The sequence below is a fragment of the Halorubrum sp. Ea1 genome, assembly GCF_002252965.1.
Taxonomy (GTDB): Archaea; Halobacteriota; Halobacteria; order Halobacteriales; family Haloferacaceae; genus Halorubrum.
This window is the reverse complement of record NZ_NHPG01000047.1, coordinates 77,846-93,433: the sequence shown is the minus strand read 5'-3', so window position 1 is coordinate 93,433 and position 15,588 is coordinate 77,846. Positions and strand designations below refer to the sequence as shown.

The 15,588-nt window shown below is 55.8% G+C and carries 15 protein-coding genes; 12 read left to right on the top strand and 3 right to left on the bottom strand.

Annotated features, from left to right (window positions below; all coding sequences use genetic code 11):
* Nucleotides 1-1,467 (top strand): hypothetical protein (locus tag DJ73_RS20220; RefSeq protein ID WP_176451092.1); only part of this gene is annotated, 1,467 nt, incomplete at its 5' end.
* 208 nt (nucleotides 1,468-1,675) lie between these two features.
* The gene (locus DJ73_RS19700; protein ID WP_141212920.1) at nucleotides 1,676-2,257 is read left to right on the top strand and encodes a hypothetical protein; all 582 of its coding nucleotides are present in this window, start codon (nucleotides 1,676-1,678) and stop codon (nucleotides 2,255-2,257) included.
* Between the two features lie 348 nt (nucleotides 2,258-2,605).
* Here the strand turns inward: DJ73_RS19700 and DJ73_RS06575 are convergent, their stop codons facing one another.
* Nucleotides 2,606-3,718, bottom strand: coding sequence for a DUF1616 domain-containing protein (locus DJ73_RS06575; protein WP_094557602.1), 1,113 nt, complete (start codon nucleotides 3,716-3,718; stop codon nucleotides 2,606-2,608).
* A gap of 992 nt (nucleotides 3,719-4,710) precedes the next feature.
* Between DJ73_RS06575 and DJ73_RS06570 the strand changes: the two genes are divergently transcribed.
* The 4 genes from DJ73_RS06570 to DJ73_RS06555 all read left to right on the top strand — a co-directional run bounded on the left by DJ73_RS06570 (nucleotide 4,711) and on the right by DJ73_RS06555 (nucleotide 7,550).
* Nucleotides 4,711-5,148, top strand: coding sequence for a TRAM domain-containing protein (locus DJ73_RS06570; RefSeq protein WP_094557601.1), 438 nt, complete (start codon nucleotides 4,711-4,713; stop codon nucleotides 5,146-5,148).
* Between the two features lie 437 nt (nucleotides 5,149-5,585).
* Nucleotides 5,586-6,524, top strand: a complete 939-nt coding sequence (locus DJ73_RS06565) for a ParA family protein (protein ID WP_094557600.1) — start codon at nucleotides 5,586-5,588, stop codon at nucleotides 6,522-6,524.
* On the top strand, nucleotides 6,517-6,918 hold the full coding sequence (locus DJ73_RS06560) for a hypothetical protein (RefSeq protein WP_094557599.1): 402 nt from the start codon (nucleotides 6,517-6,519) through the stop codon (nucleotides 6,916-6,918). Before DJ73_RS06565 ends, DJ73_RS06560 begins: the two co-directional genes overlap by 8 nt.
* A gap of 143 nt (nucleotides 6,919-7,061) precedes the next feature.
* Complete coding sequence (locus DJ73_RS06555) at nucleotides 7,062-7,550, top strand: DUF1643 domain-containing protein (RefSeq protein ID WP_176451091.1); 489 nt, start codon at nucleotides 7,062-7,064, stop codon at nucleotides 7,548-7,550.
* Between the two features lie 237 nt (nucleotides 7,551-7,787).
* On the opposite strand, the gene DJ73_RS06550 is transcribed toward DJ73_RS06555, so the two are convergent.
* Entirely contained in the window at nucleotides 7,788-8,426 is a 639-nt protein-coding gene (locus tag DJ73_RS06550) for a hypothetical protein (protein ID WP_141212919.1), read from the bottom strand.
* Nucleotides 8,426-9,355: a hypothetical protein gene (locus tag DJ73_RS06545; RefSeq protein WP_094557597.1), complete on the bottom strand. Its 930-nt coding sequence runs from the start codon at nucleotides 9,353-9,355 to the stop codon at nucleotides 8,426-8,428. Before DJ73_RS06545 ends, DJ73_RS06550 begins: the two co-directional genes overlap by 1 nt.
* A 479-nt stretch (nucleotides 9,356-9,834) precedes the next feature.
* On the opposite strand from DJ73_RS06545, the gene DJ73_RS06540 reads away from it, so the two are divergent.
* The 6 genes from DJ73_RS06540 (at nucleotide 9,835) to DJ73_RS06510 (ending at nucleotide 15,587) form a co-directional block, all read left to right on the top strand.
* Nucleotides 9,835-11,136 (top strand): site-specific recombinase, encoded by a 1,302-nt coding sequence (locus DJ73_RS06540; RefSeq protein WP_094557596.1) that lies wholly within the window; start codon nucleotides 9,835-9,837, stop codon nucleotides 11,134-11,136.
* Between the two features lie 530 nt (nucleotides 11,137-11,666).
* Nucleotides 11,667-12,719: an exodeoxyribonuclease VII large subunit gene (gene xseA, locus DJ73_RS06530; protein WP_094557594.1), complete on the top strand. Its 1,053-nt coding sequence runs from the start codon at nucleotides 11,667-11,669 to the stop codon at nucleotides 12,717-12,719.
* 3 nt (nucleotides 12,720-12,722) lie between these two features.
* Nucleotides 12,723-12,905: an exodeoxyribonuclease VII small subunit gene (gene xseB, locus DJ73_RS06525; protein ID WP_094557593.1), complete on the top strand. Its 183-nt coding sequence runs from the start codon at nucleotides 12,723-12,725 to the stop codon at nucleotides 12,903-12,905.
* A 221-nt stretch (nucleotides 12,906-13,126) separates the two neighbouring features.
* Nucleotides 13,127-13,405: a hypothetical protein gene (locus DJ73_RS06520; protein WP_094557592.1), complete on the top strand. Its 279-nt coding sequence runs from the start codon at nucleotides 13,127-13,129 to the stop codon at nucleotides 13,403-13,405.
* Nucleotides 13,406-13,411: 6 nt separating this feature from the next.
* On the top strand, nucleotides 13,412-13,831 hold the full coding sequence (locus DJ73_RS06515; RefSeq protein WP_094557591.1) for a hypothetical protein: 420 nt from the start codon (nucleotides 13,412-13,414) through the stop codon (nucleotides 13,829-13,831).
* A 25-nt stretch (nucleotides 13,832-13,856) separates the two neighbouring features.
* Entirely contained in the window at nucleotides 13,857-15,587 is a 1,731-nt protein-coding gene (locus DJ73_RS06510; protein WP_176451090.1) for a hypothetical protein, read from the top strand.
* Nucleotide 15,588: the final 1 nt, after the last annotated feature.

Below are 15,588 nucleotides of genomic sequence, written 5' to 3'. Positions count from 1 at the left end.
AATATAACGGCAACGGCGACGCCGTCGGCATTCTCATTTCAAAATGCAACTCAACTAACCGGGACGCTTCGCACCGCAAACGGCACACCGATCAGAAACGAACCCGTGACGATACAGGTTGGGGAGCGCTCCTACGAGCTTGAAACTGATGCTGAGGGGAACTACACACTCACGTATCAGCCTGTCTTCCTCCCGGCCAACGCCACGAGCGTGCCGGTGGCATTCCAGCCAGCAGACACCAGTCCGTATCTTGGCGCTAACACGACAGCACCGGCCCGCATCACCGATCAAACGGCCACCACACTCACGGTCGCAAACGAAAGCATCGCCGGCAACTACCAAACCCCCATTCAGGTTGCAGGGACAGTGACGCTCGGTAACAACACGACAGTTGCAGGTGTTCCGGTGGTGCTACTCCTTGACGGCCAGCAAATCGGTACTGGGGAGACGCAGGGTGATGGACAGGTGGTGCTGACAGGTGCGGTCCCCGCCGAAACTGCTAGCGGCACTTCACCTCTGGAGTTACGGGTACCGCTAACCGGAACCGCAGTCACTGGCTCTAACATCACGACCACCGCAGAAATTACCCCCGTGGAAACACAGGTGTCGCTCGAAGCGACAGTCACAGAGGATACTGAAGCTACTCCCAGCGAGGCAATACTCACCGGGAATCTCACGCTTGCAGATGGCAGTCCTGTTACCGGGCAGTCGCTTGGTGTATTTGTTGACGATCGTCAAATTGAGACAGTCACGACGACCGACGACGGGAGCTATCAAACGACCGTTGCAGCAACTGAATTTGATGCTGGATCAGATTCACCAACTGTTCGTGTCGCGTTTACCGGGAGCGAGACACACCTATCTGCGAGCGAAGCTACGGCGACACTAGACCTACCAACGGCATCACAGACATCTTCAACTGATAGCTCCGGAGTGTCACTTCAACAGCTGGCTGGAGTTGGTTTGGGACTCCTTCTGCTCGGGAGTGTGCTGAGCCTAGTTGCCCGAGTAACCGGATGGGACCCGCGCGACAGATTGAGATTTTCTTCGTCGACATCTCCAACAGCAGCGACCGACGACGCTCGTCCGGCGACGGATCCCAGTAGAGAGCCATCGGCGCAGACAACACGATCACAGCAACTCCTCGATGAAGCGGCCACCGCACTCGCAGCCGAGAACACGGCAGTTGCCGTTCAACTGGCGTATGGCAGCCTCCGGGCAGCGCTGCACACACAGGTGGATACGTCTGAGCCAACCACCCACTGGGAATTTTATGAACGCTGTCAGGACGCCGATATTGAATCGCTTGCAGAGACAAAAGCAGTCATTACCGCATACGAGATCGCAACGTTCGCACAACCAGCCGTTTCAACTGAGCGAGCCCGTGAGGTACTCGAAAAGGTGGCTGCCGTCGTCGATCAAGGCGGGTCAGCCCCAGTAGACTCGCAGTCACTCGGTGACGATTAGATTAGCTGAGGTGGCTCTGTTGAGATACTCGGGGACTGATAGGTACTGGTTGCTGAATGTAGAGGATGCAGTCAGCACGGGAATTGCGTTATTTTCTCCATCCGAATCTTGGACCAACCGATGGAACTTGCCTGCTTAGTGAGTGAAGACACCTCTAAAAGCACTCGTATGTTGGGCTATTATTACAGTTTCTTCTCAATTATTACTTATGAATGGGAATGAAGACCCGCTCCCGCCATCGTTTACATCAATGGAATTCACGGCTGCGGACGGAAATGGTACTGTTTTGAGCACTCATGATCCTGTGGGTGAAATCAAAGATCTATATGATAACATCGAAGAGTATGTCGATGAGCTTCGAGCGAACAAACCACCAGATCAGCTAGAGACAGTCGTTGATGAGACGACAATTCCCCGAGATCTTCGTCAGGACATTCTTTCCTTATATGCTCTCACTGTTGGAGTTATTGAGGCCTACTCAGCAGATTTGTTGATTCAGGAAATCGTCGATACAGAGCACCAGGATAGTAATCAGGTAAAGAAATTTTTTGAGGAAGATCTATCGGCTTCGAGGAGTGTCAAGATGTTGTTGTACACCGGGATTATTAATGAGGGCGTTCACGGAGAGCTACAGCGTGTAATCAACAAGAGGAACAATTACGTTCATCAGCATAATGAAAGCCTTAGTATAGAAAATTACGACGACTTCCTAGCGGACGCGAAACGTTGTGTGAGGTCAACAAATAAATTGGCCATTGAATTGGATGGCGAGGATTTTCGGGATTTGTAGAGATTCATCGTCTGATTTGCCATACACGACTTGTCGGTGGTCTCATTCGGCATACACTCTGTACTGAGCGATCACTCTCTTCCGTAGATCGCTCTCCGTTCGTACCCCGTTCGCCCCATGTATTCAGCACGAACTCACCAGCCTGTCATCAGCTGTGGATTTCAACAGCGCCGCTGAGATGAAACGCGACGTCCCCTACTCGCTAGGCACCGACAATCAAGAGATGTTGACAGAGCGGAAATATAGCGCTAGACAGTCCTACTATTCTGTTCGATGCCGTACAACTGATCGGCGAGCTACTCGTCACAAAATCGTAGGGCAGATGCCAACAGATTCACTCGTGGTTCACTAACCAGCGGAGTCGACGACATCTATCCAGAGATGAAGGTCACGGTACGCCGTTTCTTGCGTGGGTGTCTCGGGAGGATCACCTTCGTACAACAAATACTGGACACGGAGGTTCTCACCAGTTCGTGTTGGAACAAGCTGATGCTGCTCATGGTGAGTGGTGTTGTGATCGAGTGTTGTGGTGAAGCGATCGAGCTCCTGTCGGTCGATAACCTGAGTCTCGTTCTCCTCTTGGGTAACCTCCTGCAGTTGGACCACAACCGTGTACTCTGTGCGTTCATACTCGTTGTTCGAGATGCCGACGACCAGCTCTGCCTGTTCGCCCCGCTCCAGCTGGTCTGGGTAACCGTCAGCCACCAGCTCTCCATCAGGATTCTCAGTCAACAGATAAAATTCGCTGAACTGCTCGCCCTGTGGTGGAACAGCAACAGCATAGCCAACACTGCCGATCGCAAGCAGCAACGAGGCGATGAGCAGTATATTTAGCGCGGAATCCGTGCGACTCTCAGGCTCGAACAACTCCGCTCGTGCTGTGGAAATCCACGTTCGATATGGGACTGAGAACTGATCGGTTGGTGGCAGTGCGTGGCGACGCTGCGCGGCCACCGCAACACTGCCAAGTGTGAAGCCAGCCACCGTGACGACAATCGGCACCAGTCGAATCCCCCACGGAGTGAAATTCAACACCAAGCCGATCAGAGGAACGATGGCGATCGAGAGCCCAAATGAGAGCGCAACCCGTTCGATACCGTCGATTCCTTCTTGATCCGGGTCCGATGTTTGTGTTGGTGTCTCCGCCTCGGAAGTCGCTGCGTCGGTGCCTGGGACAGCACTTGGTTTCTCGGTCGATGTGGTAGCGGAATCAGCCGTATCGTCCGCTGTATCAGAGGACGGGTGGCCACCAGCTTCTGGAAAGAGCGCAGCAATAAACGCATACCCAGGAAGAAATAACACGAAACCCAGTCCAAACACGACTCGCAGTGGAGTGTCGTTAATGACCGGCACAAACACACTCACAAGCGTGATCGCCGTGAGGAGCGTAACCGCAGCTAAATCGGCAGGAAGGGTCCGGAGGGGACGAGGGAGAAGTAGCCACACGTCCCGTCGATCCATACAGTATCGCAACGCTAGCGTCAATAAAAAGCGTACGATACAACAGGTTCCCACCCTGGGCGCGTTATCGACCGCAATACGCGCTTTAACGGGGAAAAATTGACTGAGCCACTTTGTTTCATCCGGTGATACTGACGAAGTCACTTCGGGTGGCAACGGACCAGCAAACGATACAGTTTTTCTTAAGTATTCGATGAGAGAGATGTCAGTATGGTTGCAGCGTTGCTGAACGTGTCCGCTGGCATGTCATCAACAGTGGTGCTTGCCGTGGTCGTCGCTCTCATTCTCGGCCTCGCAATTTCGTGTGCCGTACGCGCAGTTGACTAAGCATGCCGCCTCAGTCACTTCCGGTACTAAAACCATGCACGGTACTAATCCTTCTAGCGGTGATACATTTTAACCAACAATTAAAGACACAGCCAGCATTTGTTGGTTAACATGATCCACTATTCTGGCTGCCAAGAATCTGTCTGACCGTTTCAACCCAATCATCACCCAGAGATTGGATGGTCACCACCCGCGAAGTTCTATATGGTCGCTCTCTTCAAGGGATGCTTCGAAATGGCAATTACCGAAGATATGTGCCGTGTGGATGTCACTGAGAGACAGACACCACGCTTCAACTGAGCCATATTCAATCACGTGATCAGCTCAAATCCGCTTGTGGCCATCCAAGCTGGTGAAGTGGTTGCCCTTGACAGCGTGGAGAAGTACAGATTTGGAACGATCACCTTCTCGGTCCAAGTCAACACCAAGCAGATGTCTTCGTCGACGTCAACCATTCGAGAGTGGAAAGGGATGAGAAGACCTTCGAAAGCGGGGACTCATGAGGTTCTCTTTCACTCACCTTCTCCAACCGATAGGCTGGAAGTGCGTACTGATAATCCCTGACTGGTCTATCAGGTTTTTCGATAGGAACGACGATGATCAGTTGAGGGTGACAGGAACGCTAGAAACAAGTCATCGAACACGAACCAAAGTATACGTAATTCATGGAAGTTTCTGAAACACTCCAAACACTGTATACTGCGACTGTTGAGCAAAATAATGAAACCTACCAAATCACTGTGCCGGAACGCGAGATCGCAACCGGGACAATTGCTGAAGATGAGACATACCGTGTTGCACTCATTTCGACGGTAGCATCGGATCCTGACGACACAGAGACGACAGACTCTATCCAATCGACTAACCACGAAGACCAACCGCAGGAATACGATGGTCCACCTGTTGAGGAAGGTGAGCAACGAGAGGTAGAGATCGAGAACCTCGGTGATCAAGGAGACGGGATCGCGAAAGTTGAGCGCGGCTACGTCGTGATCGTTCCCGAGACGAATATCGGAGACCGCGTCACCGTCGAGATGCGACAGGTGCGAGAAAACGTTGCGTTCGCAGATGTCGTCGAGCACAACCCTCGTGGAGAAGTCTAGAAGCTGCTGATTAGCACCAACTAGTGGTCAGAAATAAGAAGAGCATAGTGCTCTGTTGAATCTAATGACGACACAGGAGTCACAATCTCAGAAGACGTGATTATCTCGCTCTTCGTCGTCGAGGAGGTTGATCGATCCACCCGGTGATCTCGATCCTACCCCTCCCTGTCAAAATTCCATCTCTGAATTCTCTCGGAAGCACTCCTGAACCGAGTACAAAGTGATCCGGTCCCGACACCTTCTTCGGATTCAACAGAGCACTGATATCGAATCCGAACTTCGCTCTATGTTGGATCTTGTCTCCTGAGCCACTTACTCTATTGTGACTATTCCAGAGTAGTAAACCATCTTAAAATAGCACAAATGTTTTAGATAGAATACTATTCAAGCTATTCACCACAGATTTAAGTCGAGAGAGGTTGATACTGCTGAATAGCATGAGTGGCTCAGATAGTACGAATAGTATAGATAGAACGAATAGCCCGAATAGCCCATATAATTCGAACCAGACCAACGGGAACTCTCGGGCGGTTTCGGTGTGTATGCTGAAGGGGGGTGTCGGCAAATCGACGATCGCTGTCAACCTTGCTCGACAGCTGGCCGCACAAAACCACGATGTCCTCCTCATCGATCTTGACCCGAACGGCCACGCGTCCGTGGGGCTGGGGTTTGACGACCAGTATCACAACACTGAGGAAACCATCGGTGACGTCTTCTTCGACGATGCTGACCCGACCTCTGTTGTCTACGATACCAACTACGAGTTCGATATTCTCCCGTCCAGCGAGGATTTAGAACAGGTCGAGCGGGAGATAGTCGTGGGCGACGTGTTCCAACCATCTGCGCTGCTCAAGCGGGAAGTCGTCAACCCACTCCTCGGGGACACGTACGACTACATCGTCACGGATTCGCCGGCGTACCGTTCCCGACTCACGGACAACGCGCTCGTCGCGACGGCGAATCTGGTACTTCCACTCGCCCCAGGGAACGAGGCGATGGCCGGCTTGGAGCGGACCATCGAGCGACAGATCTCACCGCTTCGGCAGCATATGGACGTCGATGTCCTGGCGCTGGTTCCGAATATGCTAAGCAGCCGTATCGACCAGCAGACCCAGGATCGCCAGCTGCTTGAACGCCTCAATTCACACGATAACCTCCAGGACCGCATCCCGAACTTCGCGCGAATTACAGATTGGGAGGCCGTTGACGCCGGTGACCTCAGGCCCTCACCGGGCATCCGGGACCGAACTAGCATCACGAAGGCCTACGGCGAGCGCAAACCCCTGCTTGACTATGATCCCGACTGTGACCAGTTGACGTGTTTTGATGAGCTGGCGCACATCGTCGAGGACGGGGAGGTGGTTCGTCATGAGTGAGGACGATCCGTTTGCCGATCTTGGGGAAACGCTTGAGGATGAACCGGATGACGACCCACAGGATACGGATGACGCGTCTGAATCGGAAGGCGACGAGGAGACCCCTGCTCGGGACTCGGTCGAGCCGCGGGACCCGATGACCGATACCGCGTTCAGCTACGAGGCTGCCAAACAGCGACCCTTCTACGCTCGTGAGGCTACGATTGAGGACTTCGATTCCTGGCTAAAGTACGAATTAGAGCGGGAGCTCAACCAGCAGGGCTACCAGAACATCGTCGTTCGGGAGATGACTGATGCCCTCCTACGAACCGTCGTGGAGGAAGATCTCGTGGATGAAGTGGCCGAACGGTTCGAACAGGCCCGCGAATCTGCTTCTTCAGAATTGACTGACTAGTGTACTATTCTAAAATAGAATGCTATTCCACAATATCTTCACAGCCGATACTTCACGCCGCGGTCCACACGTTGAGGACGACGAACTGATCCGGTGGGAGTACCCGACACTCGGGACAATCGCGACGATTCAGGAGGTGGACTATGGACAGTGACGCTGTGCTGAGTCCTGACCGAGTGTATCGATACCGCCTCAGTCGAACGTGGGACCGAGATAATCCAACGCTCGGCTTCATTATGCTCAACCCGAGTACGGCCGATGAATCCGAAGACGACAACACGATCCGACGCTGCCTCGGCTACGCGAAAGACTGGGGATACGGATCAATACTTGTAGGAAACCTGTTCGCGTACCGAGCGACTGATCGGTCGCAGCTTCGCGAATACAACAACCCAATTGGTCCCAAGAACGACGAACACCTCCGTTCGATCTGCGAGGAAGTGGACATGACTGTCGCTGCGTGGGGCACGGATGGGGCGTTGTACAATCGGGGTCCCGAGGTCGTCGAAATGCTTGATGCCGACCTCTACGCATTGAATAGGACGAAGGAAGGACACCCTAACCACCCCCTATACCAGCCGAAGGATGCGGAACCAGAACCGTTTGATTATGGCTCTACCGGAGGTGATTGAGTAGATGCCGAACCAACTCATGAGCACCGGTAACGGGCTCGTCATCCAAGTAACCAAACCGCCTCAGAGTGCCAGCTTTGTCGAAGAGGGCTCCGACAGCGACACGACCCACCGCGGGATGGCACACGAATCCAGCACTCGGGAAATGGCTACCGCGTGGAGAGTCGTTTAAACCAGGTGAGCCATAGACAATCGGTGAAAGTGTAAATGGTTCGGGTTGGTGAACCAGTTTAGCCGTCAGGAAGTGCGTTCTACCTCAAGACGGCCGTGATTCTCTCGATTTGGACCCGTGTAGTACGTCCCTTCGAGTGTTTCAGATTCAGGGTCATACTCAATCGTAGTCGTTCCCGCGTGCTGGTCCAGCTCCTCATGGAAGTCATCGCCTCTATTGTCGTAGTTGTAGGTTAGCGTGGGTGGCCCATCATCGAATAGGATGGTCGCACCCGTGCTCTTTGAAGTCGAGTTCGGGCCGTCTAACTCAACGAGAATCTGGTCCCACGACTGTCTGATTCGCAGAGTCACATCCATTTTGACGAGGTCGTGTCCGGGCTCGTTGACAGCAACCACGTCTTCGTCGTCGTACTCATCCGTGTCTGTGTAGAGATGGCCGGCCCACTCGCCGCTAAGGTCTGGTGGTGAGCCAATCACCTTCGAAATAGGCCAGAGGTTCCACAGTCCTCTCGAAACGACCAAGTACACGATTGTCGATGCGAGTACGAACGAAATCGTTAGGTTGGCGAATATTCCGTATCCCGTGAGTGAGGCGACTGATGAGCCAAGATTACCGGCTATCAGGACACCCGCCGCACCGAACGCAAAGAGGGTGACACGGCGCCGGCGCGGTTGATCGGTTGAGAACCCATGGGTCCCGCGCATTAGAGATCGTCGAACATCGTCCGCATCTTCTCGACGTACTTCTCAGCGTCATTAGCGTTCCACTGCGTGTTCTTGTCTCCGAACAGATCCTCCATCTCTGACACCTGATCGAAGTCAGCGAGGTCCGTTCTGTCCCGTTCAAACCACGAGAGGACGTCGTCGAACCGATCGGTGAGTTCGGACTTTTCCAGCATGTGGTCGGGGACATTATACATCAGACACTCGATGTAGTAGGAGGGCGTGTCAAGGGTGAACCAGTGGTTGTCGTTGTAGTAGTTTCGCGCGTTTTTGAACATCCGCACAGTCTCGCGGAAATTGTCGTGTTTCGCGTTCCCGTTTTCGTAGTGTACTTTCGGGAAGTTGACCCACCACTCGTCACCCATGAGGGGCTTGAACATCATCCCCTCTGTGTATTTGGGGTCCCCATTCTCGGGATAGGTGTGGTAGATGCGGTACTCCTGAGCGGCGACTACGTCTACGTCGATGGGAAGGGGATTATGTGTGCCCGAGATTTCGATTGCCTTCCCAGAGTTATCGATAGGGTCCTTCAGCAGACTTTCGCGATAGAACTGCTGCAGGGCTTGTGCGACACTATCACGAAAGCCGTCGTCGTAGCCGTAATCAGCAGAGGAGTTTTCATCGTGATACCGCTCCCGCTGCTCAGCGGTGAGATCGCTGAGGTCCCGCTTCCACGGGGATCTGAGTTGTACGACCAGATCAAGGTCGCTTGACCCTCTTGTGTTAGTGTAGTTCTTGTACGACCCCTGTGCGTAGACTGTGAACGCGTTGATGTCGGTCTGCTGAACGAGAGCTGACCGATCGCGATTCAGGTCACGCTTTATCCTCTCCCGGGCAGTCTTCGAGTTCTTGTTTGCGGCCGTCCCTCGCTTGGCCCATGTGTCTGGGATCTTGGACTTCCGAACCGCCATTACTCGCCCGCCTCCGCTACGTTTTGGGATGTAGTGTGTTCAATAGACATCCGGCTGAAACAACGGGGTCTGAAGACATAAGCGTAGGCAGACCGGTGTGGAAGTGGTGATTTCCACTGGAATTTGCCAGAAGGCGTGACTATCCCACCGGAACAAAAGGGGGGTTGAGCGCCGGCATCAGCCATGCCGGAAAGTCTATATAGCGATATACAATATAACAGTATATTCGTACCACTCAGATAGGCTCTCACGGCCGATACCACTCGATAGGCACTCACAGACTCTCATATTCACCGTAATTATTTACTTTGTCTTAGCTGAGTAAGACAGAGTAAATTCTTAGTGACCCCCATCCGTGGCCCCAATCAAGGCAGAATCAAAATCATGGCCAACGCATCCACCGACGCTCTTCGCTCCAGCACGATCGCCGCTGCTGGAGCGGCGTTCCGACGGCAAAACCCCCACACTACGGAGGCCCAATGACGGGACGCCGCTCCGTCGAGACGCCGATCGAGGACACGTTCACGAAATACCTCACCGACAAGGGGAAAGGCGACGCCGGCGAGCAGGGCGCGTACCGAACTGATGCCGAGCGCGAGCTCCAGCGATTCCGGCGCTGGTGTCTAGGCGAGAGCACCGACCCGGCGAACGCCTCCCCGCCCGAGTCGTGGGCGGGCGTCGTCGACGGCTACACCGTCCGGTTCGCGGACCTCGACACGACGGTCTTCTCGGATTACGCACGGTACCTCTCGACTGCTGGGTACGCTGCCGGGACCGTCCTCACGTACTATGCCCACGTCGCGTCGTGGTGCGGCTGGGCGCACGCGCAGGGGTACATCCCGCGCCACTACGCTCGGGAGTCGGACGCCGAGGACCCGCTCCCCGAGAACGACGGCCGACGTCCAGGGGACCAGCAGGCGTGGGAGCCGATCCACCGCGACCTGATCACGCAGTTCGTCGACCGGCGGGTCTCCGAAGCCTTCGACGCCCTCGGCGCTATCGAGGTGCCCCACGCTGATCGGGGCGACCTAGAGAGCGAAACGTGGCAGGCCAAACAGCGCGCCCGGTTCGAGGCGTACCAGCGGTGTCGCGAACAGGCGCTGGTGTACGTCGTCGCCTACACGGGCCTGCGCGGGGCGGAGTTCCTTTCGGCGCCGAAGGAGGACCGTGAGGGACGCAACGGGATTCGCTGGTGTGACGTGTCGTTCGCGGACAGCAGTGTGACGGTGTTCCGGAAGAGTCGCGAGTGGAAGGAGGCGTCACTTCCCGAGCCTGTCATCGGGCCGTTGAAGCGGTACGCGGAAGTGCTGGAGGTCCCCGAGTCGTGGCCGGTGTTCACGACGCTCCACCGTCCGTCGCTCGCCTCGCACGTCACCGACGGGCTGGCCGACGCCGGCCTCAACGAGGACGCGATCGACCGCGTCCGTGGTGGGGCGCCCGACCTGATCGTCGCCGCCGAACACGACCTTGACGCGCCGAAGCCGCTCACGACCGATGGCGCCCGGGCAATTATGGAGCGGCTCTGGACGCACGAGGGGCTCGCCGAACGTCGAGACGAGCTGGACCTCTCACTCGAAGGTGACTACCTCGAACTCCACGGCGGACGTCGAGGTGTCGGCGAGGTCCTCGTCCGGCAGTTCGGCTACGCCGCTGCGGCGCGGTATCTCGACAACAGCGAGGAACAGGTTCGCGAGGCCTACCAGCATATTGAGGCGGCCGAGCGGGCTGACATGGCGACCGAAGCGTTCTCGCAGACGGACAACCGGGTGAACGAGCGGTAGGGCTCCGTTGAAATTATACTCTTCAAATAGATTTTTAGCTCAAACATCCGGTCAGTTAGGACTGCGAACGTATCGGATTTTTATTGACCGCAAACGACATACTGTATTGGAGTTATTATTCTGATATGTATGGGACTGTTCGGGAATCGCTTGAAGACTGGTATAATCCGAGTATTCAGTCTGCGATGATTGTCTTGATGGGTTCGAGTTTTTGCCTCTTTCTGTTCCTCAACAGTCCCGATTTTACGAACCCGTACTACGTCTTCGGAGTCGGAGTGATGGGCTTCACAGTCGTCTTTGCGGCGCTTATGCTCATTTCTGTGCTACTGAAGCGCCGATAGATTCCTACCCTGTACTGACCGCGACTGAAACAGAGTATGTCACTAGCTGAGGATTTCAACAGAGACGAGAATTAGTCCTGAGTAATAGACGAAGTAGCATCCGGATGTGGAGTCTATACCACGCGTATGTCCTAACCCAACTCGGACGTAGCTTTTTGGAGGCTCTTGTTCAAAGGTTACCAGACGTATATGGCTGAGGCACCGGATACTGAACGGCAGGCGGTCGAACCTGAGGCTGGAGAGATCCTTAGTGTATCACAGCTGAACGACAGGATTGCGTCGGTCGTTGAGGACGCGCCTGCCCTCGGCGATGTCCGCTGTATTGGCGAAGTCACGGATCTCTATCAGAACAGTACGGCACTCTACTTCACGCTCACTGACGACGACGCCGAACTTCCGTGTATGATCTGGGCGAACCGCTATCGGAAGATGGACGCCGACCTCGAGGACGGGACGGAGGTCATCCTCGAGGGCGATATCGACTACTGGACTGAAGGTGGGAAAATCGACCTCAAGCCGTGGGAAGTGATCGTCGGCGGCGACGGCGACCAAGCGGCCGCCGTCCAGCGACTGCGCAGCGAGCTCGAAGAGCGTGGCTGGTTCGGCGATGAGCAAAAACAGCGCCCGCCGGCGTTCCCGGAACGGGTCGGTGTTGTGACCTCGCTCCGGGGCGACGCTCGCTACGACATCCAGAGCGCGATCCACGAGCAGGACCCCACCGTCGACATCCTGGTGAAGGATGCAACCGTCCAAGGGTCAGAGGCCCCGACGTCTATCGCGAACGGGATTCACCATCTGGACCGCTCCAAGGACGTCGATTCGATTATCGTCGGCCGCGGCGGTGGGAGCGATTCGAACCTCCAGGCGTTCAACACCGAACGGGTCGCGGAAGCGATCTTCACCGCGAACACCCCGATCGTCACGGCAATTGGCCATACTGACGACCGGCTAATCGCGGATCAGGTAGCGGATATGGCCGCGATCACACCGACAGCGGCCGGCGAGTACATCGCGAAGTCTCGGAATGATTTCCTTGCTAGCGATATTGACCCGCTTGAGCAACAGCTAGAGGCCGCCTATGAGGCCTTTGAGCAGGCGCACGAACACGAACAGGAACTAACTGAGGCCGTTGAGGAGGCGACCGCTCCTGAGGGGCTATCGCCGGTCTACTACAAAGCCGCAATCGCTGTGCTACTGGTGCTGTTGCTGCTCATCACCGCCCTCTGGCTGGGGGTGGTCTGAGTAATGGCGAAAGACCCAGAAATCAACCGTCGAGTCGACCAGGTCGAAGAGATCATCGACCAACTCGATAAGGATGACGTGTCGCTTGAGGAGGGTAAGGAATTACATAAAGAAGGAAAAGCTCTGTTGAACGAAATTCGCGAACAGCTCAACGAGGCTGAGGGAACGATACTGGAGATTGAGTAGTCACCGAGAGGATCGGGGCAGTCACCTCAACTGATCAGAAGCCTAGCTTGGGTAATTCCGTCGAGACCCTCTAAGACCAGATGCTATTGTAGCGTTTATCGAAGTTTAAATTGGGATTATATCGGATTAATCCTAGTTAACTAACGATTTCCACTTAATTCCTCAGAAGTATCGACCACCGTGCGCCAACACACAGTGTCGGTGGCCAAATCCACACAAATATGATTACCAGATCGGTGACCATCGAAGAGATTGACGACCTATACTTGATGTGGAACGACCACATCAACGCTTCAGCCCTCTATCGTCGTGCCCTCCGCGAAGAGATGGACGTTCGTGGCGTGGATCCCGACGAATTCCGAAACCTCCTCGAGCGGGCCCGCGAGCAGGGCTACACACTCGAAGAGATCGCTGAAACCACCAACCGCTTCGCTGATCTCCAGTCGCTCGTGGAAGATCCAGATCGCAAGCCGCCGGCTGGGGATACCGCAAACGAATAATTCGCGATGTCAGAGAACAAGACTCCCTCCGACTCTGAGCAAAGCGCTGAACATCAGTCACTGTTGAACAAAAGTATCGCTCGGCAGGTGGGGCTCACGATCGTTTTCCTCAGCCTCTTCGCTGTAGAACCAGTAGCCGCTCAGGACAACGCGGTCTGTAGCGCAGATAACCTTCCGAGTATGATTGAGGGATTCTTCCAGCTGACTACTGCGCTGGGGATCGTTGGCCTCGCCATCGTTTGGCAGGCTGACTCCCTCATCGAGATGTTCACTCTCAACCCCGAGCAAAAGAAGGGTCTCAAGCGCCACAAGCGCTCCGCGATGAAGTCCGCGGTCGTCCTCGTTGTCCTCGGCCCGCTGTACACCGTCGCCGGGTCGATAATGGGTCTCCCGCTGGCAGAGTGCGTGGACCTCGTCCCCTGGTGACTACCCGGTTCCCACAACACACCTGATGATACGAGGAAAACTCCCTGTATTCATCGTCGGCTTGCTCGCGACGAGCCTAGTCACGGGTATCGTCGCGGCTGACCCGCCACGACCAGGTACGGAAGGGAACGGGCTCACCGAAAACGAGTCGGCAACGCTGTGGTCACGTGATGCGGACAACTACATCACGCAAGAGGAGTACCGCCAGCGCTACGGCGAGAATCGCTCCGCTGTCCATCAGGTCGCCAACGGAACGGACATTACGTTCAAACGGCCGCCCGCGGCTGCGGCGACGTGGACGCGGAACGACTTCGAGGACCTCGACGCCGGCGGCCCAGATACGTCCGTGCATCCACAGCACGCAGACCTTGAGGACGGCGTCTTCATCGAAGATGCTCACGCAACGATCTTCGCGGCCCAGCCCTCTACTCGTGGACACCTGGAGTCCGGTGAAACGCCACTCTACATCGCGCCGAATGGGACGATGCGCGGGTTTGTTGATTACCGTATTCGCGTGCCCAACGAGAGTTCCTCCGGCAACACGACTATCTCGTGGTCGCTCACGGAGCACGAGATCGAAGAAGTCCGGTTGAAGAAAAACGGGCGGATCATCGCCGAGCGTGACGGGTCCCATACGCCTGCCCTGGATTACCAGGTCGAGGACGACCGGAGCGCGAATCTCACGCTGGAAGCGGAGATAAGCGTCCGACTGAAGAAGACCGTCAGGACCGACCTTGGTGACCGGATGGACATCACCTACCGGACGGAATCGCGCAACGTCTCCGATTCGATCGCTGTCGAGATCTACGACCTCTCGGCGTACCCCTACTACGCCGAGTATCCAAACGGCGACGCCGGCGTGGCCATCTTCCAGTCGCGGCCGTGGCAGGGGTATACACTCAGCGAGGACGGTGAGGCACGGGTTCGCGGCGTGTGGCGGTTCTATACCGCTCGGAACACCAACTGGGATATGCTCGTCAGATCGACTCGGACTGCTAGTGCTACCGTGCAGTCTGACACGATACCGGTCTCCGTCCACGCGTACCCGTCGCGAATCGGTCCGAGGGCTGAACCAGTTCGCGATGGCCCAGAGATTATCGACACCTGGGGGACTGACCGACCATCTCCGGTCGGCACTCTTGGCGAGAACATCAACATCGACATCGTCAACCAGTCGTACACGACGACGTACGGCGTCGCAGTTCGTGCCGAGACAGTCGACCGCGACGCGCTCCAGGTAGCGGGGATCGTACGGGGCGTGAACGCCTCGATTGTGGCACCTGACGCTGGCTCTGAGCGGCAGCTCCGGCGCAGTAATCTGACTGTTGAGGTGCTCCAGCAGAACGAAAGCCAGGCCACGCTTCGCATCAAACTCCGGGACAACGAGACCGGCGCACCAATCGTGCTCAGCGATCCCGACCGACGATATCCAATCGGCGGGAACACTCGCAACGGCTACATCACCGTCGCGGAGCAACGCGTCGAGACCAACGCCTCCGGGGTGGCGATCGTGACGATCGACGAGCCGGGCATCTACACGGCTCGGTACCATCCGGGTTCGTGGCTCGGGCACGACCCCGCGTATGTGAGTGCGACGGCAACTGCTCGGTGGCATCCGCTCGGCACCATCGACGGTTGGTTCGCGTTCATTTTCGAGGTCGGCTGGCAGCTCATCCCGTTTATTGTGATGTTCTACGCAGGGAAGCGGCTCCTCCGAATGCTCGGTCCAGAAGACATCTTCCAACGGAACCCATAGT

Coding starts and splice junctions, on each gene's coding strand:
- DJ73_RS06515 (WP_094557591.1), top strand. CDS start 13,412: ATGTCAGAGAACAAGACTCCCTCCGACTCTGAGCAAAGCGCTGAACAT.
- DJ73_RS06540 (WP_094557596.1), top strand. CDS start 9,835: ATGACGGGACGCCGCTCCGTCGAGACGCCGATCGAGGACACGTTCACG.
- DJ73_RS06575 (WP_094557602.1), bottom strand. CDS start 3,718: ATGGATCGACGGGACGTGTGGCTACTTCTCCCTCGTCCCCTCCGGACC.
- DJ73_RS06565 (WP_094557600.1), top strand. CDS start 5,586: ATGAGTGGCTCAGATAGTACGAATAGTATAGATAGAACGAATAGCCCG.
- DJ73_RS06570 (WP_094557601.1), top strand. CDS start 4,711: ATGGAAGTTTCTGAAACACTCCAAACACTGTATACTGCGACTGTTGAG.
- xseA (WP_094557594.1), top strand. CDS start 11,667: ATGGCTGAGGCACCGGATACTGAACGGCAGGCGGTCGAACCTGAGGCT.
- DJ73_RS06555 (WP_176451091.1), top strand. CDS start 7,062: ATGGACAGTGACGCTGTGCTGAGTCCTGACCGAGTGTATCGATACCGC.
- DJ73_RS06520 (WP_094557592.1), top strand. CDS start 13,127: ATGATTACCAGATCGGTGACCATCGAAGAGATTGACGACCTATACTTG.
- xseB (WP_094557593.1), top strand. CDS start 12,723: ATGGCGAAAGACCCAGAAATCAACCGTCGAGTCGACCAGGTCGAAGAG.
- DJ73_RS06510 (WP_176451090.1), top strand. CDS start 13,857: ATGATACGAGGAAAACTCCCTGTATTCATCGTCGGCTTGCTCGCGACG.
- DJ73_RS19700 (WP_141212920.1), top strand. CDS start 1,676: ATGAATGGGAATGAAGACCCGCTCCCGCCATCGTTTACATCAATGGAA.
- DJ73_RS06560 (WP_094557599.1), top strand. CDS start 6,517: ATGAGTGAGGACGATCCGTTTGCCGATCTTGGGGAAACGCTTGAGGAT.
- DJ73_RS06545 (WP_094557597.1), bottom strand. CDS start 9,355: ATGGCGGTTCGGAAGTCCAAGATCCCAGACACATGGGCCAAGCGAGGG.
- DJ73_RS06550 (WP_141212919.1), bottom strand. CDS start 8,426: ATGCGCGGGACCCATGGGTTCTCAACCGATCAACCGCGCCGGCGCCGT.